We start from the raw sequence: 22,450 nt of genomic DNA on the forward strand, positions 1-22,450 counted from the left end.
GGCGGAGATGACGCCTCGGGATTGGGTCGTTTGGCCTGTAAAATGAGGCATTCCTGAACAAATGATGGAGAACACCATGGCAATCATTGCTCTGGGCTATCTCGGTGTGCGCTCTGACAAGCTCGACGACTGGGGAGATTTTGCCGGCAAACTGCTGGGTATGCAAAAGATCGACCGTGGCGGCAAGGCGCTGGCGTTTCGCATGGATGACAAGGTTCAGCGACTTTTGGTCTCTGATGAACCGGGTGAAACGCTGGCGTTTCTGGGTTTTGAGGTCGCGGCCCGAGAGGATTTGCAAGTATACGCCGCCCGTCTTGATGCCGCAGGCGTGGCCGTCACGATGGCCACAAATGAGCTTGCGGATCGCCGGTTTGTCGAAGACATGATTTGGTTCAAAGATCCGGGTGGCAACCGGGTTGAGCTGTTTTACAAACCGATGATCGCCACCGATCCGTTTGTGCCGGGGCGTCCGATTGACGGCTTTATGACCGGGCCTTTGGGCATGGGGCATGCTGTGCTGCACGTCAAAGACATCGACGTGATGATGCCATTTTACCGCGATCTGTTGGACTTTCATGTCTCGGATTACGGGTTGGAACCCTACGGTCTTTATTTTTTCCACCTCAACAATCGTCACCATTCCTTTGCCATGGTTGGCTCGGGCCAGCTTGGGTTTCACCACTTCATGGTCGAATTCCAAAACCTTGATGATCTGGGCCAGGGCTATGATCTGGCGCAGATGGAGGAGGGCCGTGTCGCCTATACGCTGGGCCGTCACACCAATGATTACATGACCTCCTATTACGCCCATTCGCCCTCCGGCTTTTTTGTCGAAAACGGCTGGGGCGGGCGGCTGATCGAACCCGAAACATGGGAGCCACATGAGACCCATGATGGACCGAGCTTCTGGGGCCATGAACGGCTTTATCTCACCGAAGAAGGCGGGCGCAAACGCCTGCGCGATATGCGTCTTGATGCCGCCGCAAAGGGGCGTCGTGCGCCACCCGTGGCCGATTGCCCATGGCTTTTCGGCGAACTGACCAAACAGGGAAAATAACTATGGAACACTATGATGTTGCCATCGTGGGCTATGGTCCCGCGGGCGCAACTTTGGCTCATCTTTTGGGGCAATGCGGGGTGAAAACGCTGGTTTTGGAGCGCGAAAGCGCAGCCTATCATCTGCCACGCGCGGTGCATTTTGACGCCGAAGTGATGCGGGTGTTTCAATGGATCGGCATCGCCGATGAGATGGACCCAAAAACGGCGCTGCATCCGGGGATGAAATTTGTCGATGCCGAGGGCAAGTTGTTGTTGGATTGGCCGCGTCCACAAGGCGAAGGGCCGCAAGGCTGGCGCTCGAATTTCCGCTTTCACCAACCCGATCTCGAAGAGGTGCTGCGGACCCGTCTGATCGCCCGCAAAGAGATCACCATTCGCACCCGCTGCGATGTGTTCAATATGGATGATCAAGGCGATAGGGTCGACCTGCGGTTCGAAGACATGTCTTGCGGCAAGGTTGAGCGCGTCACGGCAAGCTATGTTGTCGGTTGCGACGGCGCGCGTTCGCTGGTGCGGCGCTATATCGAGACGGGGATGGAGGATTATGGCTTTCACGAACGTTGGCTGGTGGTCGATGCGATCCTCAAAAAGGACAAGCCCGAGCTGGGCGATCATTCGATCCAATATTGCCGCCCCGACCGTCCTACCACCTATGTGCGGGGGCCGGGGATGCGGCGGCGATGGGAAATCACGGTCAAGCCCGATGAGGAGTCCAACGAGATCTCCAAACCGGAGCGGGTGTGGGAATTGCTCGTCGATTGGTTGACGCCCGAGGACGCCGATTTGGAGCGCACAGCGGTCTATGTGTTTCATTCTCTGGTTGCGGATGAGTGGCGCAAGGGGCGGCTTTTGTTGGCCGGTGACGCATGTCACCAAACCCCTCCATTCATGGGACAGGGTATGTGCGCGGGCACCCGAGATGTTGCCAATCTGTACTGGAAATTGGCGCTGATTTGCCAAGGCAAGGTGACGGGCAAGGCCGCCGAGGCATTGCTGGACAGCTATGAGAGCGAGCGCAAACCCAATGCCCGCGAATATATCCAAACTGCCGTGCGGTTGGGTGGCTTGATCAACACCGCGGGCACCGAAGCGGCGCTGCGCGCCGCTTTGCCAAGCACCGATGGCTCCGCACGGATGGAAAGCATCGCGCCGCCTTTGGGTAAGGGGATCGGTGTTGGCGATCTTGCGGGGCGTCTGTTTGGTCAGCCGCGCCTGACCGACGGGCGGCTGATGGATGATGTCTATCGCCATCAGTTTGTCGTCGTCTCTGAGGCCGATGTGGCGCAGGGTTTGAGCCTGCCCGATGGTGTCGCCTTGGTCACCACGAACACATCAAACGCCGCCGATCACCTCGCGCGCCTTGGTGCCCGCGCCACTGTTTTGCGTCCCGACCGTTATACGCTGGGCGGGGCCAATACCAAAGAGGAGCTTGCGGCGCTTTTGGCCCTCGTGCTCCCAAATCCAATTGAAACGCAACAACCTGAACGGGTCTGATACAATGAAGCTTTGCTCTTTTACCAAGGACGGCACGTCCTCTTATGGTCTCGTCAATGAGGCTGGCATCGTCGATCTCGGCAAACGTTTTGACGCGCCGACGCTGCGCGATTTTTTGGCCACAGGCGACATGGCTGCCGCCGCAGCCTTGGTCTCTGCCGAGGCGGATTATAGTTTTGACGATGTGACCCATGATCCGGTCATTCCGAACCCGGACAAAATCATCTGTGTCGGCCTGAACTACCACGCGCATATCGAGGAGACGGGCCGCGAAAAGACCCCGAACCCGGTGTTGTTCGCGCGCTATCAGGGTTCGCAGATCGGGCATAATGCGCCGCTGATAAAACCGCTTGAATCGGATAAATTCGACTATGAGGGCGAGGTCGCCGTGATCATCGGCAAAGAGGGCCGTCGCATTTCAGAAGCGGATGCGATGGATTATGTCGCGGGCTATGCCTGTTACAACGACGGGTCCGTGCGTGATTGGCAAAAACACACGCATCAATTCATGCCGGGCAAAACATTTGCCGGGACGGGTGGTTTTGGCCCTTGGATGGTGACGGCGGATGAGATCGAAGATCACACCAAAATGCGGCTCCAAACCCGGTTGAATGGCGAAACGGTGCAAGACACCACGCTGGATATGCTGGTCTGTTCGATCCCGCGTTTGATTGCCTATTGCTCGACCATCCTGCCACTGTTGCCGGGCGATGTGATCGTTTCCGGCACGCCGGGCGGGGTTGGCGCACGTCGCACGCCGCCCTTGTTCATGAAAGACGGCGATGTTTGCGAGGTCGAAGTGTCGGGCGTCGGCATTTTGTCAAACCCGGTCAAAGCCGAAGTCTAAGGCTTACGCGCGGGGGCGGAGTGTGACAGTCTAAACCGATGATTGCCTCTGGTTCCGACACACCTGCGACCGCTTCTGGTGGGTCCGTGCGCGCCCTTGCGCGCGGGCTTGCCATTTTGCGCTATGTGAACCGGATGGGCGAAACCCGCCCCGGTGAAATTGCCAAAGCGCTGAATCTGCCGCGTCCGACCGTGTACCGGCTTTTGGAGACGCTGGAGGAACTGGGCTACGTCGCCTTTTCCGCCACCTCGAATTACGTACGTGTGACGCGGTTTGCCGCCGCTTTGGGAGATGGCTATGCGCTGACCTCTGAGCTGTCACAGGCGGCGGGGCCTTTGTTTGCGCAATATGGCCAACGGCTTGTCTGGCCGCTTGATCTGACCATTTACAACAATGCGGCGATGGTGATTCAGGAAACCACCCATGGCCGGTCTCCCCTGTCGATCGACCGAGGCATGACGGGGTATAAACTGCCGGTGTTGCGCACCTCTGCGGGGCGGGCCTATCTGAGTTTTTGTTCGGATGAGGAACGGGGGGTGATCCTGGAGCACCTGCGTCGGCTCAATGATCCCGAAGATGTTCCGTTTTTGGAACAGCGCTGGTTGGACCAATTGTTTGAACAGACCCGCGCGCGTGGCATCGCCATTCGCGACAGTGGCGAATTTCGCGCCCAAACAGCATCGCTTGCGGTTCCGGTCAGGTCGGGTGGAAATGTTTTGGGCTGTGTCTCCATCATCTGGATTCGCAGCGCCATGAGCACCGGTAAGGCACTTGAAACCTTTACCGGAGCTTTGACGGAGCTTGCCGATAAAATCGCCGGGTCTTTGCCGGATTGATGGCCCAGTCCTAAAGCGGGTTTCGCGCCATCTGGTCGGCGATGTCGTCGTCAATCGGCGTCTCATAGGTCATCAAGATCGACCCAAGAACGGAATAAAACCCCACAGTCGCGATCAAATCGAACACCGCTTCTCGGCCAAGACACTTTGCCAATTCCCGCTCAAGCGGGATGGGCAGACGGTGATCGTCCAACAGTGCATCGACGGCGCGCACGATCATCCCGTCTTCGCCCTCGGGCATGGCTTTGATCGCCAAAATCCTCTCGTCAGAAAACCCAAGGGCGCGTGCCCGCGACACATGATGCGCCCATTCATAGGCCGACCCAAGCCGCACGCCGGTGCGCAAAATCACCACCTCGGAGCGCTCAACCCCAAGCGCTGTGTCTTTGACGATATGCTGCCGCAATGGTGCCCAAGCGCGCAGCAGGGCCGGGTGATGCGCCATCGTGCGATAGACATTAAGTGCGCCAGCGAAACCGCCGCGCAGATCGGCGATGTCATTGGGCCATTGCGCATCCGTGAGCGGCGCGACCTGATCGGATATGGTCTTTGGGGGATTGGTCATGAGTGCCTCCGTTTGCGCCATCACGCCGCGGACGATGCCCAAAGGCAATCACCGCGTTTGCTCGGCATGATTGATGGACAGTGTTGCAAGCCTCGTGTGAGGTGTGTGCGGGTTGTTTCAAGACTCGCTAAAATGTTCCACCAACCCTTTTTCTTTCAAAAGGGTTGCAAGATATTTCCCGTACTCGGTTTTTTTGAACATTTCGGCATGTTTGCGCATTGTGTCATTGCTGATCCAGCCTTGCGTATAGGCGATTTCTTCGGGACAGCCGGATTGCATCCCTTGCCGCTTTGCAAGTGTGCGCACGAAATTGCCTGCATCCAACAAAGAGCCGTGCGTGCCGGTGTCAAGCCAGGCATAGCCTCGGCCCATACGCTCAACATTCAATGTCCCATCCGCAAGATAGGTTTCCAAAAGCGTGACGATTTCAAGCTCGCCGCGCTCAGACGGTTGAATGGTCTTTGCGCGACGGGGGGCGTCCCCATCGAGGAAATAGAGCCCCGTGACCGCATAGTTAGAAGGAGGCACAGCCGGCTTTTCGATAATCTCTTTGACGGTGCCCTCGGCGTCAAACTTCACCACACCATATCGCTCGGGGTCAGCGACGTGATAGCCAAAGACCGTGCCACCCATGTCCTTGGCATCCGCAGCGGCCAACATTTCAGGCAAACCATGACCAAAGAAGATATTGTCGCCTAAAACCAGCGCTGAGGGGGCACCATCCAGAAAATCTTCGGCCAAAATATAGGCCTGGGCCAGACCATCGGGAGAGGGCTGTTCGATATAGGTGAAGGACAGGCCCCACTGAGATCCATCCCCCAAAAGGCGTTTGAATTGATCCTGATCGTGGGGCGTGGTGATGATCGCGATCTCCTGAATGCCTGCCAGCATCAACACGGACAGCGGATAATAGATCATCGGTTTGTCATAGATAGGCATCAGCTGTTTTGAGATGGCCATGGTCAAGGGATACAGGCGCGTGCCCGATCCGCCCGCAAGAATGATGCCTTTACGTTTACGCATGAGACTCGTTTACCTCGTTAATTGTGGTGCGCACGGCGGCGCGCCAATCCGGCCGATCCAGCCCGTAAGCCGCCTTCAAAGAGTGACAGTCCATCCGGCTGTTTCCCGGCCTTTGGGCCGGGGTTGGATAGGCCGAAGAGGGGATGTCTTCGACCGCACATGTGATCCCGGCCTCGGCAAAAATCGCACGGGCAAAATCGGCCCAACTTACATCCGGCGCACCAGAGAAATGATAGGTTCCGGCTGTGTTCGGCTCTGTTTTAAGCCGATTGGCGATTTCGACACAGGCCTGAGCGATGGCGCGGGCCGGGGTCGGCCCACCGATTTGATCCGCGACAATGGTGAGCTTGTCGCGTTCTGCACCTAGCCGGAGCATGGTTTTCACAAAGTTGTTGCCGTGGCTGGAAAACACCCATGATGTGCGCAAGATTGCGCATGTGCCACCCGCCGCGCGAATGCCATTTTCACCCAAAAGTTTGGTGCGGCCATAGGCGCCCAAAGGGGCGGTTGGATGATCGGGCGTAAACGGTGTCTCGCCGGACCCATCAAACACATAATCGGTGGAGATATGGACAAAGGGAATGCCAAGCGCGGCACAGGCTTTGGCCATTTCCGTTGGCGCCGCGCCATTGACCAAAGCGGCGGTCTCTTCGTCCGTCTCGGCCTTATCCACGGCCGTGTAGGCGGCGGCATTGATCACGGCACCCGGTTTAAGGAGGGCGATCTTTTGGGCGCAGAGGGCAGGATCGCTCAGGTCCGCCTCATCCCGCCCCAAAAACACGGCGTCCGGCAACAGTGCCCGCAGTTCCGTAGCGACCTGACCCGTTTTCCCGAAAACAAGGATCATGCGGTCACCCCAAGCCGTTCGCCAACGCCATGCCGGTTTTGCAATGCGCGCCACCAGTGTTCATTCGACAGATACCACGCGACGGTCAGGGCCAAACCTTCGTCGATGGTCACGGAGGGGCGCCAGCCAAGCTCGGTGCGAATGCGGGAGGGATCAATCGCATAACGCGCATCATGGCCGGGACGGTCGGTCACAAAGGTGATCTGATCGGCATAGCTGCCGCTGGATTTGGGTCTTTTTTCGTCCAGAATGGCGCAAAGGCTTTTGACCAGTTCAAGGTTGCTGCGCTCATTCTCACCGCCAATATTGTAGCTGCGGCCCAACGCGCCTTTTTCAACGACCAGCAACAGCGCATCGGCGTGGTCTTCCACATAAAGCCAATCGCGGATGTTCGAGCCATCGCCATAAATCGGAAGATCTTTGCCAGCGAGGGCGTTGAGGATGATCACCGGGACCAGTTTTTCCGGGAAGTGGAATGGGCCATAATTGTTTGAGCAATTCGTCAAAACCACCGGCAGCCCGTAGGTTTCGTGCCAGGCGCGCACCAGATGATCCGAACTGGCTTTCGAGGCGGAATAGGGCGAACGCGGGTCGTAGGGGGTTTCTTCGGTGAACATCACCGAGCGGTCGTTTGGCAGGGAGCCAAAGACTTCGTCGGTGGAGATATGGTGGAACCGAAAGCCCTCCGGTTTGCCCGCCTCTACCCAATATTTGCGCGCCGCCTCAAGCATGTTGAAGGTGCCGGAGATGTTGGTTTCGATGAAATCACCCGGCCCGTCGATCGAGCGGTCGACGTGGCTTTCGGCGGCCAAATGCATCACCACATCGGGTTTGTGCGTGGCAAAAACAGTGTCTAATCCAGCGCGATTTCGAATGTCGACTTGCTCAAATGCGTAGAGCGGGCTGTCTGAAACAGAGGCCACATTGTCGAGACAGGCCGCATAGGTCAGCGCATCGACATTGACCACCTCATGCCCGCGGGCAATGGCCAAACGCACAACGGCAGAGCCGATGAACCCGGCGCCGCCTGTGATCAAAATTTTCATACTGTGGCCTCATATACGAATGGCGTTTCAAACCTATCAAAACTCTGCGCCTGATCATCTTTCTCAGAGATGACGGGGGTGATCTCCTCAATCGGCCAAGAAATCCCACAGCTGTCCCATTTCACCGCGCCATCGCAGTCGGGCACGTAGTGATCGGTGCATTTATAAACGATCTCGCTGTCCGGCTCCAAGGTCATGAACCCGTGGAGAAAGCCCGCCGGGATCCAAAGCTGAACGCCATTGTCGAAAGACAGTTCCTCGCCATGCCATTGGCCATAGCTCGGTGAGCCTTTGCGGACATCGACCGCGACATCAAAAATCTTACCGCGTCCACAGCGCACCAATTTGCCTTGCGCATGTGGCGGAGATTGAAAATGCAGGCCGCGCACGGTTCCGACTTCGCGCGAGAGGGAATGATTGTCCTGCACAAATTCGGGCAGACTGAACCCAGCATCGGCCAAGCGTTTCTTGTTCCAACTTTCCGAAAAAAATCCGCGGTGATCCCCAAAGCGAGGCGGCGTAATGCGCAGGACATCCTGCAAGGTCGTGGACTCGATCATGTCATTATTCAATTTTGGGCCTGGTGATTTGTATGCAACCATAGGTAGCCAATTATGGGGTCAGATGGAATGCGTAAATATGGCCTGATTGGGCATCGGAAAAGGGAACGAAAATTTGAATTTGAGTGGAACGCGTGTTTCGAATGAGGCCATGTCCCAGCCTTCAGAGACCGCCATCGAAGATTCGCGGCGAAGATGCCCACCAACAGAGTGTTGCAAAGAAGCAGAGGATGAGGGTTTGAAAGGACGTCTCAATGCTATTGTCTCACCCTATGACAGAGACAATAGCATCGGCTTGGCCCGGCGGCAGACTTTCGCGCGCTCAGTAGGCCCGCACCGGATGTGATGTGTTTACGGACAGGGCCGAACGCCGAGGCGGATCAACTCGGCACCCGACAAACGTGTGGCTGAGTAAATTTTAAAACGCGCGTTTGTCATATACCAGTTTCGAATTGCCTCCGGATAATGGGACGCAATCACCCGAGACCACTTATCAAACTTGTCAGGCGCAAGTTTTGCACCGTGGTTTGAGGGGCCGTGAAATCCCAAAATCGCTTGAGGGGAGACACACACATCGTTCGCGCCCAAAAACATAGTACAGCTCGACATACAGTTTCCGCGGCGGATTTCCACTTTTTGACCCAACTGATTGATCTGTCGAATCTCGTTGTATCGCTCACGGACGCTCCCCCCTGGGTCGCCGGTGATGACGATTGTTGCCCCCGGTACTTGAGAGTTTGGCCGCGCAGCATGGGCTGCTGTTGTCATGGAGGCCATCAAAAGAGTTGCGCTTAGTGCCGAAACGCCAAAGGCAAATAGTTTAGGAGCGCGCGCAAAATGCGCACGTTTGGTTTGTTTGAAAAACATGAAATCACCCCAAGTGATAAAGGGGTGTTCTCACCCCGTTTCACCGATCCCCATCGGCTCACTGTGGAGTAAAGCAGGCAAAGCCTAAAAAAGAGTTGAACGCAGCGGGCGTGCTGTCCAACGACCAATAAAAAAAGGCACCAACTTTGGTGCCTTTTAATGATCTAGAGCTTTATGCCGCAGTTGCGGCACAGCTTAGTTTGTTGTGGAGGTGGTTGATGTCGTTGAGGTGGTGCTCCCACCTGCCAAGCTCGCAGCTGCAACACCACCGGCAAAAAGAACGGGGGCGATGCCAGGCAAGAAGTTGGTTGCTTCTTCAGCGCCAGGGAGAGCGATACAAGCTTCATTGTCTTTGTTGGCCTCGTCTTCGCAATTGATTTCAGTATCAGTTGCGGTTGTGACTTGGGCAGCGGCTGCAGTTGCAGTGAGCGCAAAGGCGGAGAGCAAAAGAAGGGCAAATTTGGGCATGGGTGACTCGCTATCTAGATTTGCGCCTCTATAAACAAAGAAACGCGTGTTACAGGCTTGGGTTCTACATAACCTATTTTTGCCCCTGATTATATGGGGAAATGCCTAAAACCTCCAGTTTTTGCGTTCACATCCCACTTTGCGCTAAGTTTTGCGCAAAGTGGGATGTGTGCCGCTGAATAATAATGCGTCAAGGACGTGTCTTATTGGACTGCGTTGGCGCTGATGCTGAGAATGGATGGTGTGATTTGGTTGATCACGCGGTTCCAGCGGGCAATCGGCTGTTCAGCGACGAAGACAATGTCATTTGGGCGCAATTCGAATCGGGTGGCCAAGGTGAGCGTCGCCACATTGCTGGTGTCCAGTTTCCAAGCTGTGAGCGCATCGAACTCCATCGGATCATCCGAACCGCGCAGAACATAAATGTGTCGCGGATCTGCTGTTGTCGTTGCGAGGCCGGTTGCGCCTTCATAAATGGCATCGGCCAGGCTGGCTTTGCGAGCCAACGGAAGTGGGAAGCGACCCTGTTTTTTGACCTCACCGGCCAGATAGACATAATCACGATCTGTGGCGTCGAATTCGACCTGAGCCCGATAATTTGAACGGGCTTCCTCAAGCATGGCACGGCGCAGTGATACCTCGGTTTGCAGTTGCGAAAGGGCTGCCGTGCGTGCGTCCTGACGATAGGAGGCCAGTTGGATTTGTTGAGTGAAATAGGCTGACGCCTGATCAAGTTGGTAGGTGTCATCGACAAAGATACTGTCGCCCGACATGAGCGGAATTTTCTGAAGGCTGTTGTTTGAATAAAGCGCCTCAAGCGGAATTTGGTAGATGGTGCCATCGCGGTAGAGGCGCACGGACGTGTAATCCATGTTTGCGGCCGTTGTGCCGCCCACGCCTGCCAAAGCTTCGTCAAGGTAGAGCGGGGTGAGCGTGATGGGCACCACGCCGGGTTTGGGGACTGCACCGCCAATAGAGACTTTTTTGGAGTTGAATTGGGAAATCTCAAGGCTGAAGGTCGGTTCGATCTGAGCAGAGACCAGGCTTTGGAACAATGTCGCTTCGGCTTCTTCAAGCGTCAGGCCTGCAATGGCAACGCGTCCGACGTCCGGGATTGCGATGCTGCCATCGTCTTGCACAGTGTAGCCTTGGCGGCTGTTTTGCGCGGCCAAAAGGCCCGAAAGCTGTTCGACTGATGATCCTGCGGGGGTTGCGAGAAGCACGACATCGCCGACGCCGATCTTATAAGGTTGTGCCTGTCTTTCTGGTGGCAACCGGGTTTCGAGTGCATTCGGACGGGTCTGTGCGGTGTAAGATGGCTCGGGGATCGCCCCCGTGCCCCTGAGTCCGCCACCCATCCCTGCTGTGCTGCGAAAGACTGCAGGGATGTCGCGTGGAGTATAGGAAGACCGATTAGCGATCAGGACGCTTTGTGACGTGACCGGCACCACGCGCACCTTCGCGTCGTCTGTTGCCCCGGAGACAACCCGTTGGCTGTGATAAACAGCACCACACGACGAAAGTGAAAGTGCCATAAGAAGAGCAACAGCTATACGCAATGGAGTCATTCCTTGTCTAAAACCCATAGGACTTTGGTTCGTCATAGCGAAAAACAGCCCTTAAAACCATTCTGTTTTGCCGATCTCCCGCAACCGAGGCTTTCGTGCCTCATTTGAAGGATACAAGCCGACTTCGCCCGGATTGGGCGATTAATTCGTGTAATATTTGTTCCCGTAGGACCCATAGGCCCCATATGAATCCCCATAGCCATACCGCTTCATCCCTTTTGGATCGATTTGGTTGAGCACAAGGCCACTGATCGTGACGCCGACAGTTTCAAACATGCGAAGAGCATCGCGCACTTGGGACTTCGTTGTTTTATCCCAATGTACGGTGAACAGAACGACATCCACATGCTGCGCCACCACCCGCGCATCAGGGACGACAAGCACAGGGGGCGTGTCAATGATCACGAAATCATAGGCAGTTCGGGCCGCTTCCAGAAACTCGATGAAGCGCCGCGAAGACAAGATGTCGGCTGCGTTCACATGGCTTGGTTCGCTGACAAGAATATCCGCCCCGAGCACAGAGTCATGAATGACGGCATCTTCCAAAGAAACGTCACCGGCCAGGACGCTCATCAACCCCTTGGCGTTTTTGACGTCGAGATATTGACTAAAGACGAGACGGCGGATGTCCCCTTCAACCAAGAGCACCTTTTTCCCCAACCCAACCAAGTTTTGGGCCAAGGCAAAAGACACTGTGGTTTTGCCTTCCCCCGGCAAAGAGGAGGTCGACATGATCACCTGTGGCGCTTTGTCGAGGCCAGATAACAACACCGAGGTACGCAGGTTTCGGACCGATTCGGCCGCAGCGGAAGTCGGCTTTTCCGCCAGATATTCAAGCCCTTGGCGGCGGTTATCCGTTGGTAAGAGCGGAATTTGCCCCATCACTGACAGCCCGGTGTCACCTTCCAGATCGGAGGCTTGGCGATAGCCATTTTGCCGCATTTCCCACAGCAAAGCCCCGCCGCTGCCAGCCATCGCCCCAAGGATCATTGACATGGCCAGAATAAGCGACTTGCGCGGTTCCGATGGAGCGTCGGGCAAAACCGCGTTGGACAAAATCCGACTGTCGGCTTGTTGAATGCCCTCTTGCGCCGCGGTTTCTTTCAGGCGCCCCAGAAAATATTCATAGAGCAATCGACTGGCTTCAGCTTCGCGCGACAATTGCTGAAGTTGGATGATTTCATCACTTTGCTTAGCAATTTCGGCTTCGCGCGTTTCGATACTGGACGCGAGCGACTGGACCTGAGCCTCTGTCCTTTGAACTTGTGTCTTGGCACGGGACAGAAGTTGTTCGAACCGCGCATCGAACTCGGCACCGGCACCGTTTTCGCGCAACAGGGTGGTCAGCCGTGTATCGCCAGCCTTCTCCGCCTTTTCCTGAGCAGAGGCGCTTTCGAGAGCGACAAGATTCGCCAACTGTAGCTCGGCTTCGTTGAATGTGGCGCGGGTTGTTGCAAGCCGATCACGAAGTTCTTTGAGTTGACGATCAAGCGCCTGAACACTTTCGATACTCACCGCTTCCGCATTGGTTGAATACTCTGCGACGCGAGCTTCGGCTTGTTCCAGTTCCAATTTGAGATCGGCCACACGCGAGGTGAGCCATTCAGAGGCATCCCGTGTGGCTTCGAACTTAACGTCCATTTGGTACAGAATATACTGTTCGGCGATGGTGTCAGCGAGGGTTGCAGATTTTTGTGCGTCTTCGGTCTCCATCGTCACCTGTAGCACATAGGTGTTTGGGATATTGCGAACCGACATGCGCGACAACAGAGCGTTGATCGCAGCGGTCATCTGTTCTTGCTCTGAGGGGACTTCTGGTTCTGCTCCCGTCAAGGCGTTCTTCAATGTGTCTTTCAGGCTCAAGGGGCGCAGTGCCGCATTAAACTCGGGATCTTCTGTCAAATGTTCAACCGACACAACGCGCTCAAGCAATCTACGGCTTTTCAGGACTTCCACTTCGGTGTTGATTGCTTCGGAATCTGTCCCAAGGCTGGGTAAGACTGCACTGAGATCAAGCAATTGTTGACCCGAGGTATCCAATAAAATCACAGATGTGGCGCGATATTTCGGAGTGGCAACACCCAAGGCATAGAAAGCGCCCAGACAGGCAAAAACAAAAATACTCGCCAGAATCCATAGCTTTTTGCGCCAAAGAACGCCAAACAGCGCTCCAAGATCAATGACATCTTCATCGGTTGCGGCGGTGTTCAGGGGCTTATTGTTTTGCGACACGGGCTTCTCAACTCATTAAAAGGGTTGCGTGGTCTGTAGTGTGATTGCGGATGGATATCCATTGGCCTGCGGTAGAAAATGTCGACGATGTGTTCCTTTCGCTGCGGGCGCATTGCCGTTGCCATTCAACTGGCCAGTTCAACAGCAACGGCGTGGCGCACTTGTGCGGTAAGATCTTTTGCACGGATTTCAGAACTGGATTGCGCATAGATTCGAAACTCTGGTGCGTTGCCTGAGGGACGTAAATGCACCACATCCCCACTTTCGAAATCGACACGCAGGCCATCCGTCAAGTCGACATCGGAAAGAGATCCGAAGGGGGCAAAAAACTGTGCGCGGTTTGCAGTGTCGTCAATCAGGCCGGTCAGAAAGACGGCCGCTTTGGCGCGATCAATTTCCTGAAGCCGGTCGGCAGCCGTGAAGCACTGAGGCAGGGCAGAGACCAGCGCGGCCAAGGAAGTGTTCTGTTGTTTGGCAGCATAGAGAGGCGCAAGGATGGGCAACATGCAATCCCGCGTGGGAAGCGCGGCAAGAGGGCCCACGATTGTTGCATCAAAGCCCAGCAAGAATCCGCCATTTGCCTCAAACCCAATACAGCGCGCATCGGCGCTGGCCTGTTCCATTTCTGCAATGACGAAGGGCGACCCGATTCGGGTGAGACTCACATGGTCAAACTCTGGGCATCGGCGCACCATGTCGTTTGAAGAGACGGGCGTGACCACCATTTTGGCATCCAACACGCGAGCGGTCAAAACCCCAAGCACATCTCCGGGGATGACTTTGCCTGCCGCATCTGTCAGCAACGGACGGTCGGCATCGCCATCAGTCGAGGCTACAGCGTCGAGGGCGTGTTCTTGGCTCCATGCCATCAGATTCGCACGGGTTTCGGTGTCGACGGCTTCTGTATCGACGGGAATGAATGTGTCGGAATGGGCCAAAGGCACAACCTGCGCCCCCAATTCAGTCAAAATCTGTTCCATTGTGTCGCGGGCCACCGAGGAATGGCGATAGACACCGATGCGAAGACCGTCGAGCGCTCCGACCCCGAAGGCATCCACATAGCGTTTCACATATAAGGGTTCGGCCTCCGGCAGAGACACCAAGCTGCCCGCCGTCCCGGTTCGACGGCGACGCGCGCCATAGGCTTCTCCGATTCTCGCCTCGTCGGCTTTCGAAATTTCGCCCTGAGGCACATAGAATTTCAACCCGTTGCGATCTGCGGGGATGTGGCTACCAGTGACCATGATCGCCGCTGCCCCTGCCTTCATTGACGCCAAGGCCAGCGCTGGTGTGCCGAGAGCGCCACATTCCACAACATTGAGACCGGCACCTTGTGCCACACGACAAATAATCTCTGCGATGTCTGGAGAAGAGGGGCGTAAATCTCGGCCGACGTAAAGGGTGTCACATTCGGGCACGGTCGTCAAAAATGCGTGCACATAATCTGAGACGACCTCTTCGCTGAGTTCACTTACAAGGCCGCGCAAACCGCTGGTGCCAAAAGAGGGAGCCATGTTGGAAAGCCTTCCATCAGATATTTGTAACCTAGGTGGTCTTAGCATTAATGGCGTCGGTTCAAAAACACTTAAACGGCTCGCAGCGATGAAAGCTACCTCTGTTGGACAGAGCGTGCATTTTGTCGAACGACTCAATGCAATCAGAAGTCGATTTAATTCATGTGAAGGCCCGCTTTTAGGGGAGTGGTATAAATTTCAGCACTTGAAAACGTGTGTTTTTTAGTCGGTTTGATATAATTTGGCGAGTTTATGTGGCTTTTGACATTAAGTGGAATGGAGCGGCTAAAATTTAGGCTATTCCCTACTTTTTCATAAACCTAGGTGTCACATAGGGTGAATACTGATAGATGAGACATTCGAGATGACCCAACGACAGGACAGACCTACATCATGACCTCTGCATGTATCACGCCCGTTATTTTGTGTGGTGGCTCTGGCACCCGCCTGTGGCCTTTGTCGCGGAAAAGCTATCCTAAACAATTTGTCCCTTTGGTGGATGAACAAACCTTGTTTCAGGCATCGGCCAAACGTCTCAGTGGCGGCACGGATCAGCTTAAATTTGCAGCTCCTGTGGTTCTGACGGGCTCTGATTTTCGGTTTATCGTTACGGAACAATTGTCAGCCATCGGCATTGATCCTGGTGCCATCCTGATTGAACCCGAAGGGCGCAACACGGCTCCGGCGATTCTTGCGGCGGCTTTGCATGTGTCAGCGACCCATCCTGAGGCGATCATGCTTGTTGCGCCCTCTGATCATGTCGTGCCGGATACGGCGGCGTTTCATGCGGCTGTTGAGAAAGGTCTTGCCGCAGTAGAGAATGGCAAGCTTGTGACCTTTGGCATCAAGCCAACCCATGCTGAGACCGCCTATGGCTATCTCGAACTGACTACTCAGCCGGATGATTCTGGCACTGCGATTGATCTCAAACAGTTTGTTGAGAAACCAGATGCGGAGCGTGCCGCCGAAATGGTGACCGCAGGTACGTTTATGTGGAACGCGGGGATTTTCCTGTTCAAAGCCAAAGATATCATCGCAGCTTTTGCGGAACACGCACCCGGCTTGACCGCTCCTGTGGCCGCGGCTGTCGAAACCGCTCAGGTGGATCTTGGTTTCTTGCGTTTGGATGCGGAGGCTTGGGCACAGGCCGAAGATATTTCTATCGACTATGCGGTGATGGAACGTGCCGCCAATTTGGCAGTTGTGCCGTTTGATGGCGGCTGGTCCGATCTTGGCGGCTGGGATGCGGTGTGGCGTGAATTGGGCCCGGATGCGGACGGTGTTGTGACCTCCGGCGAAGCCACCGCGATTGATTGTGAAAACAGCCTGTTGCGCTCTGACAGCGAACATCTCGAAATCGTTGGGATCGGCCTTAAGAATGTGATGGCGATTGCCATGAATGATGCCGTGTTGGTGGCAGATATGTCATGCGCACAGGACGTCAAAAAAGCCGTGGCGGCCCTCAAAGCCAAAGGTGCTGCGCAAGCCACGATGTTCCCAAAAGATCACCGGCCTTGGGGCTGGTTCGAGAGCCTTGTTGTTGGCGGGCGATTCCAAGTGAAACGCATCCACGTGCATCCGGGCGCGGCGCTCAGCCTGCAAAGCCATTTCCACCGCTCCGAGCATTGGATCGTGGTTGAAGGCACGGCGCGTGTGACGGTGGATGACGAGGTTAAACTCGTGACAGAAAATCAATCCGTCTACATCCCGCTTGGCGCGGTCCACCGGATGGAGAACCCCGGCAAAGTGCCGATGGTGTTGATCGAAGTGCAAACCGGTTCCTATGTCGGTGAAGATGACATCATCCGCTACGAGGATGTCTATTCGCGCGGCCAAGGAGCTAAGGGATAAGAGATGAAAGTCGCAATTGTTCACTATTGGCTCGTTGGTATGCGTGGTGGGGAGAAGGTGCTTGAAGCTCTTTCAGAACTTTACCCAGAGGCGGTTATTATCACCCATGTCTGCGACGAATCCAAAATCAGCGATCGCCTGAAAAAGCACGAGATTCGCGAAACCTTTATTGCGCGCTTACCGGGTGCCCAAAAACACTATCAGAAGTATTTGCCGCTTATGCCCTTGGCTTTGGAGCTGATGGATTTGCAGGAATTTGATCTGGTGATCTCAAGCGAATCTGGTCCTGCCAAAGGGATTATCCCGCGTCCCGATGCGTTGCATGTCTGTTATTGTCATTCTCCGATGCGATACATTTGGGACCACTATCATATTTACCGGAACGGCGCAGGCCGCCTGGCCCGCATGATGATGCCGCTGATGTCGCATAAATTGCGTATATGGGATGTGACGACAGCCGCACGTGTGGATCGTTTTGTAGCGAACTCAAGCTTTATTTCTCAGCGCATTGGAAAGTATTATCGTCGAGATGCAGACGTTATTTTCCCTCCCGTCGCAACTGATGAGTTTGAGATTTCCGAGAAAGTAGGCGACCATTATCTTCTTGCTGGGGAAATGGTCGGGTATAAACGCGCGGATCTCGCCATCGATGCTTTCAATGCCTCAGGTCGAAAACTGGTCGTGGTCGGCGATGGTGAAATTCGCGCTGAGCTTGAAAAAAAGGCAGGGGCCAATATCACATTTCTTGGGCGCGTGCCGTTTAAGGAACTAAAGGAACAGTTCGCAACATGCCGCGCACTCATTTTCCCCGGTGAGGAAGATTTTGGCATCATACCCGTTGAGGTTATGGCGAGTGGCCGCCCTGTGATTGCATATGGGCGCGGGGGGGCTCTTGATACGGTGATCGAAGGGACGAGCGGCGTTCATTTTTCAGAACAGTCGGTCGAGTCATTGAATGGTGCTATTGATCGTTTTGAAGCCGATCCGACTCTCGCAGGGACGCCACAAGACATCCGTGCTTTCGCGCAAGAGTTTGACACCTCCGTTTTCAAGCAAAAAATGGCTGCCTTGATCGAAAACGCAACGCGCGCTCAGGCTTAGGGACGTTTACTTTTATGACTCACTTTGGGGCACGAACGTTTTAACAACGAAAGGTCCCAAAGTGACAAACCCATTCAAAAGCCGTGCCCCTCAACTTTCTGGGCCCGCTCAAGATATCCTGCCTGTTACTCCGTCGGATGTGGCCGATCTCCCAAGTGTGGCGATCGCGCTTTATGTCGAAACGGGCGGGGCCGTTACAATTACCACGGTGAAGGGTGAAACGCGCAGCCTTAATCTTGCAGATTTTTCCATCCTGCCTGTTGGCGTCTCTCGTGTTCATGCCACCGGGACCGATGCGGTGGGCATCCATGCGATGGTTTTGGCATGAAGCTGGTTTACGATTTCTCTGTGACCTCCCTCCGACGGAGACACGCCCCCGTGTTGGCGCTCGATTTTGCCGCCCAAACCTATCGCGCTTCGGGGTCACCCGTGGCGCTCTCCTCCGTGGTCTCATTCGCGCGTGGGTCAACCGCCATGCGAGTCGCCGCCTCAGGCCAGTTGGAAACCGTCGCCGTGGATGTGCCGCGCTTTGATCATGCGTTCGGGACGGGCGTGCCCTTAGGCGTCTTGATCGAAAGCTCCGCCACCAATGTGCTCGACTATTCCAATGATTTTGCTCAAAGCTATTGGACCCCCTATGCGTCCAAACCGACGTTTACATCAGAGCATATCGCACCCGATGGTACGGCCAGCGCAAGATCATGGAATTGCTCTTTGACCACGGGAGGGGCCGGTGGCGCCCGGGGGGGGATTCTTGTCGTAAACGGGTCTTATACAGGCACCGCCACGGCAAGTGTCTGGCTGAAAGCAAGCGCGCCATTGACCATGCGGTTCGGCCACTCCGATAGCACATCCATGATGATCAACGTGACATCTGAATGGCAAAGGTTTACCTATACGGCCCCCCTCCCCAATGGGCAGAGCCGCATATTCATGCTCTATGAGGATGTGAACACCGATATTGATGTCTCTATCTGGGGGGCGCAAACCGAGATCGGCGGACAGGCAACGTCGGTGATACAAACCTCAGGCTCCCCCGCGTCGCGCGCTGCTGATGTTGTGGGGCTTACCGGAATTTCGGGGGTTTATGATGTGACCCTGACCTATGATGACAACAGCACCGAAGCGTTGGTGGCCCAGACGATCACGGAAGGCTGGTGGCCAAGTTTATCGCGGCCTAGACTTAAAAGCCTTCTGGCTGTCTGAACGCTTCGCCGTTACAGTAAAAACTGTAACGGCAGTTTCTTGAGGAATCTCAATCAGTGTTTAGCCAGCGGAGGATTAGTAAATCTGCTTTGTTTGGATTTTCATGGTGTTTCGCCATCATTTCTTTGCCGCAAATCATACTTAAGCCAATCAACAGTTCGCTATCTACAGTTGACTTTGTTTCAACGCTTATATTCCTGTTTTTGCTTGTTGCATCGCTATTGAAAATACCTTTGCGCGTAGATCAAACCGGAAGGCAGCTTCTGGTATACTTATTATATGTTTTTACAGTATTTTTCTTTTATGCGGCCTATATAGACCCCTACAAATACCTTGAGAATGTTGCATATCTTATTCGCACCACTGCGATTTTTGCGCCATTGCTTATCATTCCTTACCTGAGCTGCGACTTCGAGGTTGCGGATCGAACAATAAAGATTTCAGTGGCAGTTGCCCTGCTTTCTACATTCTATATCATTTTAGCATATGCTGGTGGAAATGAGGTCTACGGTGCACACCAAACATTTGCATTTGATGGGAAGCGACTTGTTAAGAGGCTTGGCGGGCTACCTGGAGAGACCGGAGCATTTGCGTTCTCGGTCCTAGTGTTGGTAGAACTTGCTATCGTGCATTTTGTTCTGAAAACACCAAGGAAATTTGTTTCTTTGTGCATTCTCGCGTCATGCCTGATTGTAATCTTTTTGGCTTTCAAATTCAGTGTGGCGAGAGTCTTATTTATAAATTTCGGGGTGTTCTGTGGATTTATATTTCTGAGCCGATTGACGAGTTGGCCTCAAAAGATTTTCTCAATACTTGGTCTGGTGTTTGCATATATACTTATACAGTTGGCCTCGTTGTCTGGCGACATGCTAAATTCTTTGGCTGGTGGTTTTAGTCGCATCTCCCTTGAAGGGGGGGTTAGTGTCGCTACCAGTGGACGGTTTGATCACTGGGTAAATACGGTTTCACTTTTGAAATCCAACGTTTTCTACCTTTTATTTGGCGTAGGGAACAGAATGGGTGGGACCATTCTGGGGCACGCAACTGAAAACCTATTTCTTTTCTCAGCGCTTGAAGTGGGACTATTCGGCTCTTTTTTGCTGATTGTACTTTTTAGTGGAATTTTAGCACCAATTTTTCAAGCCCATCGCAAAAACAACATTATTGCTACGGGCTATCTAGCAATATGGGCGGGTGCATTTGCCCATTCATTGTTGAATGACATCTTCACATACTACCAAGCCTTCCCAGCCTTACTTTTGTCAACGGCATGGATGGCTCGGATTCTTAAGAAGAACGACGCAGAAGCAAATGTGAGCAATGTGCCCGTAATCTACACAGCTGATACTATGCGCCAGTCAGTACAGCATAGGTCTTCTGAGCCATAACCTCCGCAGAATAATGATCCAAGGCATCTGCACGGGCTTGCTGGCTTAGAGTGGCGCAGAGTGCGGGGGTGAGGTCTATCAGTTGCGTTGCGGCTTGATCGACCGTTTCGAAAAGCAACCCGTTCTCCCCATGTCGCAAGACGTCATTATTTCCGACCACATTCGTCGCAATAACACACAGCCCTTCTGACATGGCTTCCAAAACGGCGAGTGGCATCCCTTCCCAGCGGGAGGTGGAGACGAACACATGCGCCGCACGAAAATAGTCACGAGGTGTTGAAACGCCGCCATGTATCGTCACGCAGTCGTCGAGGCCCGCCGTGTGGATGGTGGCACGGATGTCGTCAATGCGATCCCCTGTTCCGATCACATCCAAATGAAACGGAATGGAGGGTTTGAGCTTGGCGGCGATGTCGACCAAGAGGTCGGGGTTTTTTTGGTAATCATATCTATTCACGGCCAATAGTCTAAGCGGTCCACCGTCCCAGATTGGGCGTGTGATTTCGTTTGGAACCGCGACTCCGTTATCAATAACGATGCGTTTTTGATCAGCGATCAGGGCATTGTCGCGGATCAGTGCGGCCTCGCCTTTTGAGACGCAAATGGCAGTGGAGGTAAGCCGACAGAGTCCGCGTTCAAGGCCAAGATAGAGCGCCCGCTTTGCCCGGCCATAGTCGCCAATATGCAGGCCATGAAAGGTATGGACCACACGCACCCCTGTCACGATGCGCAGCAGACGGGCGTAAAGCCCCGCGCCTTTGCCATGGGAATGGACCACATCAATTTTATGCGTTTTTATAAAACGAGCGAGATCAAAAAACGCCCGCATAGAAAATGCACGATGGGGCACTTCGGTCATATGTGCGCGGCCGACGAGGCTTTCAAACCTGTCTCTATAGGGTTTGTCGTTTGGACAGGCCACAAAGGTGTTCACGCTGGCGGGTTTGTGCAAAAGCAGTTGAAACAAATGCTCAGGCCCGCCGCCGATATCCGCGCGCACGGTGATAAAGAGGACGTTCATTGGCCCATCTTCCACGCGCTTAAATCGGTGCCCAAAAGGGCTTCGAGACGTAGAACATCTGGACCAAAGGCTTCTGTCATTTCGCGGCGCATGATTGGGGAGAGTGCGGAGCGCGGGCGTTTGACGTTCAGAAATCCCTTGAGTGTTTTGACCAATACGCTGTCCTTGTTCAAAAGGGCCATGCGCAGCGCTTTGACGGCGGGAGCGATGGGTTTTGGCGGTGCAAGGAGAAAGCGTGACAGCCGCGGGAAACGCTGAGCATGGGCTGCGTTGCGCGGCGAGAAATCTGTACGCTGATCATCAGGCAGGCCGAGAAAATCGAGCAAATCCAGCCAAACGCCGCGCGGGTCGGCACGAAGATCGTCATATATGATAATCTTGCGCCTCTCTTCGGGCACGATACTGAAAAACATTTCGATCTGATCGGCAAAAGACGCAATGCGACGATATAGCAGGCTGTCCGGGCGATCATCTGTGGCGGCGTCCCAATCGCGTTCTCTACGGTCTTGATCCTGCCACGCTTTTGTAAAGTCCGGCTCGCGCTCAAGCCCTGTGAAGACCTGTTCCATATGGAAAGCATGAGCCACATCGACGGGATTGCGCAAAATGGCAACGAATTTCGCATCCTCATATTTGTCGCGACACTCGGTTAGCGCTTTGCGGGATCGCAAATAAGAGGTGGTGCCTTCGCCGATAATTTTGTGCCGCGCAGGATCGGCATCCTGAAACAGGGCCTCATACTGCTCAAGGCTGGTCGCCCGAAGCGCATGTGGCTCTATCCCAAGATCCGTGCACCAGAAAAGCGGTTCCTTCGGTTTGGAGAAAAAAACATCATCGCGTTCTGCAAGATACTCTGCGATCGCGGTCGTGCCACATTTAGGGGCTCCGATCAGAAAGAAATTCGGTTTCAGGGGCTTTGATTGTTCCGATGGATTGAGATCAATTCCGAGCGCCATC

21 protein-coding genes are annotated in these 22,450 nt (G+C 54.5%); 9 read left to right on the forward strand and 12 right to left on the reverse strand.

The window, feature by feature from the left end; all coding sequences use genetic code 11:
* Positions 1 to 76 precede the first annotated feature (76 nt).
* Genes BLT54_RS14985 through BLT54_RS15000 form a run of 4 tightly spaced genes read left to right on the forward strand, consistent with a single transcriptional unit; the run spans position 77 to position 4,236 of the window.
* The gene (locus tag BLT54_RS14985) at positions 77 to 1,057 is read left to right on the forward strand and encodes a VOC family protein (protein ID WP_074646171.1); all 981 of its coding nucleotides are present in this window, start codon (positions 77 to 79) and stop codon (positions 1,055 to 1,057) included.
* A 2-nt stretch (positions 1,058 to 1,059) separates the two neighbouring features.
* Positions 1,060 to 2,553, forward strand: a complete 1,494-nt coding sequence (gene mhpA / locus BLT54_RS14990) for a bifunctional 3-(3-hydroxy-phenyl)propionate/3-hydroxycinnamic acid hydroxylase MhpA (protein ID WP_074646104.1) — start codon at positions 1,060 to 1,062, stop codon at positions 2,551 to 2,553.
* A gap of 4 nt (positions 2,554 to 2,557) precedes the next feature.
* The gene (locus tag BLT54_RS14995; RefSeq protein ID WP_074646105.1) at positions 2,558 to 3,400 is read left to right on the forward strand and encodes a fumarylacetoacetate hydrolase family protein; all 843 of its coding nucleotides are present in this window, start codon (positions 2,558 to 2,560) and stop codon (positions 3,398 to 3,400) included.
* Between the two features lie 38 nt (positions 3,401 to 3,438).
* The gene (locus BLT54_RS15000) at positions 3,439 to 4,236 is read left to right on the forward strand and encodes a DNA-binding transcriptional regulator (protein WP_074646106.1); all 798 of its coding nucleotides are present in this window, start codon (positions 3,439 to 3,441) and stop codon (positions 4,234 to 4,236) included.
* 10 nt (positions 4,237 to 4,246) lie between these two features.
* On the opposite strand, the gene BLT54_RS15005 is transcribed toward BLT54_RS15000, so the two are convergent.
* The 10 genes from BLT54_RS15005 to BLT54_RS15050 form a co-directional block, all read right to left on the reverse strand.
* On the reverse strand, positions 4,247 to 4,801 hold the full coding sequence (locus BLT54_RS15005) for a carboxymuconolactone decarboxylase family protein (protein ID WP_074646172.1): 555 nt from the start codon (positions 4,799 to 4,801) through the stop codon (positions 4,247 to 4,249).
* A gap of 117 nt (positions 4,802 to 4,918) precedes the next feature.
* On the reverse strand, positions 4,919 to 5,824 hold the full coding sequence (rfbA, locus tag BLT54_RS15010) for a glucose-1-phosphate thymidylyltransferase RfbA (protein ID WP_074646107.1): 906 nt from the start codon (positions 5,822 to 5,824) through the stop codon (positions 4,919 to 4,921).
* Positions 5,817 to 6,671, reverse strand: coding sequence for a dTDP-4-dehydrorhamnose reductase (gene rfbD, locus BLT54_RS15015; protein ID WP_074646108.1), 855 nt, complete (start codon positions 6,669 to 6,671; stop codon positions 5,817 to 5,819). The genes rfbA and rfbD overlap by 8 nt, the downstream gene beginning before the upstream one ends.
* Positions 6,668 to 7,717 (reverse strand): dTDP-glucose 4,6-dehydratase, encoded by a 1,050-nt coding sequence (gene rfbB, locus BLT54_RS15020; protein ID WP_074646109.1) that lies wholly within the window; start codon positions 7,715 to 7,717, stop codon positions 6,668 to 6,670. The genes rfbD and rfbB overlap by 4 nt, the downstream gene beginning before the upstream one ends.
* Entirely contained in the window at positions 7,714 to 8,277 is a 564-nt protein-coding gene (gene rfbC / locus BLT54_RS15025) for a dTDP-4-dehydrorhamnose 3,5-epimerase (RefSeq protein WP_074646110.1), read from the reverse strand. The genes rfbB and rfbC overlap by 4 nt, the downstream gene beginning before the upstream one ends.
* 351 nt (positions 8,278 to 8,628) lie before the next feature.
* Positions 8,629 to 9,144: a hypothetical protein gene (locus BLT54_RS22235; RefSeq protein ID WP_143026836.1), complete on the reverse strand. Its 516-nt coding sequence runs from the start codon at positions 9,142 to 9,144 to the stop codon at positions 8,629 to 8,631.
* A gap of 195 nt (positions 9,145 to 9,339) precedes the next feature.
* Positions 9,340 to 9,612 carry a hypothetical protein gene (locus BLT54_RS15035; protein WP_074646111.1) on the reverse strand — a complete coding sequence of 91 codons (273 nt, stop codon included), beginning with the start codon at positions 9,610 to 9,612 and terminating at the stop codon, positions 9,340 to 9,342.
* 203 nt (positions 9,613 to 9,815) lie between these two features.
* Positions 9,816 to 10,970, reverse strand: a complete 1,155-nt coding sequence (locus tag BLT54_RS15040) for a polysaccharide biosynthesis/export family protein (protein WP_245708015.1) — start codon at positions 10,968 to 10,970, stop codon at positions 9,816 to 9,818.
* A gap of 351 nt (positions 10,971 to 11,321) precedes the next feature.
* Complete coding sequence (locus tag BLT54_RS15045) at positions 11,322 to 13,412, reverse strand: GumC family protein (RefSeq protein WP_074646112.1); 2,091 nt, start codon at positions 13,410 to 13,412, stop codon at positions 11,322 to 11,324.
* 125 nt (positions 13,413 to 13,537) lie between these two features.
* Positions 13,538 to 14,926, reverse strand: a complete 1,389-nt coding sequence (locus BLT54_RS15050) for a phosphomannomutase (protein WP_074646113.1) — start codon at positions 14,924 to 14,926, stop codon at positions 13,538 to 13,540.
* 393 nt (positions 14,927 to 15,319) lie between these two features.
* On the opposite strand from BLT54_RS15050, the gene BLT54_RS15055 reads away from it, so the two are divergent.
* The 5 genes from BLT54_RS15055 to BLT54_RS15075 all read left to right on the forward strand — a co-directional run bounded on the left by BLT54_RS15055 (position 15,320) and on the right by BLT54_RS15075 (position 20,472).
* Positions 15,320 to 16,777, forward strand: coding sequence for a mannose-1-phosphate guanylyltransferase/mannose-6-phosphate isomerase (locus BLT54_RS15055; RefSeq protein ID WP_074646114.1), 1,458 nt, complete (start codon positions 15,320 to 15,322; stop codon positions 16,775 to 16,777).
* Positions 16,778 to 16,780: 3 nt separating this feature from the next.
* Complete coding sequence (locus tag BLT54_RS15060) at positions 16,781 to 17,878, forward strand: glycosyltransferase (protein ID WP_074646115.1); 1,098 nt, start codon at positions 16,781 to 16,783, stop codon at positions 17,876 to 17,878.
* Positions 17,879 to 17,939: 61 nt separating this feature from the next.
* Entirely contained in the window at positions 17,940 to 18,206 is a 267-nt protein-coding gene (locus BLT54_RS15065; RefSeq protein WP_074646116.1) for a spike base protein, RCAP_Rcc01079 family, read from the forward strand.
* A gap of 50 nt (positions 18,207 to 18,256) precedes the next feature.
* Positions 18,257 to 19,084 carry a phage head spike fiber domain-containing protein gene (locus tag BLT54_RS15070; protein WP_143026837.1) on the forward strand — a complete coding sequence of 276 codons (828 nt, stop codon included), beginning with the start codon at positions 18,257 to 18,259 and terminating at the stop codon, positions 19,082 to 19,084.
* Positions 19,085 to 19,140: 56 nt separating this feature from the next.
* Positions 19,141 to 20,472: a hypothetical protein gene (locus BLT54_RS15075; RefSeq protein WP_074646118.1), complete on the forward strand. Its 1,332-nt coding sequence runs from the start codon at positions 19,141 to 19,143 to the stop codon at positions 20,470 to 20,472.
* Here BLT54_RS15075 and BLT54_RS15080 read toward each other — a convergent pair.
* Together BLT54_RS15080 and BLT54_RS15085 are read right to left on the reverse strand one after the other, a co-directional pair.
* Positions 20,432 to 21,493 carry a glycosyltransferase gene (locus tag BLT54_RS15080; protein WP_074646119.1) on the reverse strand — a complete coding sequence of 354 codons (1,062 nt, stop codon included), beginning with the start codon at positions 21,491 to 21,493 and terminating at the stop codon, positions 20,432 to 20,434. The genes BLT54_RS15075 and BLT54_RS15080 overlap by 41 nt on opposite strands.
* Positions 21,490 to 22,449, reverse strand: a complete 960-nt coding sequence (locus BLT54_RS15085) for a sulfotransferase family protein (RefSeq protein ID WP_074646120.1) — start codon at positions 22,447 to 22,449, stop codon at positions 21,490 to 21,492. The genes BLT54_RS15080 and BLT54_RS15085 overlap by 4 nt, the downstream gene beginning before the upstream one ends.
* Position 22,450: the final 1 nt, after the last annotated feature.

Source organism: Celeribacter baekdonensis (genome assembly GCF_900102315.1).
GTDB classification, from domain to species: domain Bacteria; phylum Pseudomonadota; class Alphaproteobacteria; order Rhodobacterales; family Rhodobacteraceae; genus Celeribacter; species Celeribacter baekdonensis.

Coding starts and splice junctions, on each gene's coding strand:
- BLT54_RS14985 (WP_074646171.1), top strand. CDS start 77: ATGGCAATCATTGCTCTGGGCTATCTCGGTGTGCGCTCTGACAAGCTC.
- mhpA (WP_074646104.1), top strand. CDS start 1,060: ATGGAACACTATGATGTTGCCATCGTGGGCTATGGTCCCGCGGGCGCA.
- BLT54_RS14995 (WP_074646105.1), top strand. CDS start 2,558: ATGAAGCTTTGCTCTTTTACCAAGGACGGCACGTCCTCTTATGGTCTC.
- BLT54_RS15000 (WP_074646106.1), top strand. CDS start 3,439: ATGATTGCCTCTGGTTCCGACACACCTGCGACCGCTTCTGGTGGGTCC.
- BLT54_RS15005 (WP_074646172.1), bottom strand. CDS start 4,801: ATGACCAATCCCCCAAAGACCATATCCGATCAGGTCGCGCCGCTCACG.
- rfbA (WP_074646107.1), bottom strand. CDS start 5,824: ATGCGTAAACGTAAAGGCATCATTCTTGCGGGCGGATCGGGCACGCGC.
- rfbD (WP_074646108.1), bottom strand. CDS start 6,671: ATGATCCTTGTTTTCGGGAAAACGGGTCAGGTCGCTACGGAACTGCGG.
- rfbB (WP_074646109.1), bottom strand. CDS start 7,717: ATGAAAATTTTGATCACAGGCGGCGCCGGGTTCATCGGCTCTGCCGTT.
- rfbC (WP_074646110.1), bottom strand. CDS start 8,277: ATGATCGAGTCCACGACCTTGCAGGATGTCCTGCGCATTACGCCGCCT.
- BLT54_RS22235 (WP_143026836.1), bottom strand. CDS start 9,144: ATGTTTTTCAAACAAACCAAACGTGCGCATTTTGCGCGCGCTCCTAAA.
- BLT54_RS15035 (WP_074646111.1), bottom strand. CDS start 9,612: ATGCCCAAATTTGCCCTTCTTTTGCTCTCCGCCTTTGCGCTCACTGCA.
- BLT54_RS15040 (WP_245708015.1), bottom strand. CDS start 10,970: ATGGGTGGCGGACTCAGGGGCACGGGGGCGATCCCCGAGCCATCTTAC.
- BLT54_RS15050 (WP_074646113.1), bottom strand. CDS start 14,926: ATGGCTCCCTCTTTTGGCACCAGCGGTTTGCGCGGCCTTGTAAGTGAA.
- BLT54_RS15055 (WP_074646114.1), top strand. CDS start 15,320: ATGACCTCTGCATGTATCACGCCCGTTATTTTGTGTGGTGGCTCTGGC.
- BLT54_RS15060 (WP_074646115.1), top strand. CDS start 16,781: ATGAAAGTCGCAATTGTTCACTATTGGCTCGTTGGTATGCGTGGTGGG.
- BLT54_RS15080 (WP_074646119.1), bottom strand. CDS start 21,493: ATGAACGTCCTCTTTATCACCGTGCGCGCGGATATCGGCGGCGGGCCT.
- BLT54_RS15085 (WP_074646120.1), bottom strand. CDS start 22,449: ATGGCGCTCGGAATTGATCTCAATCCATCGGAACAATCAAAGCCCCTG.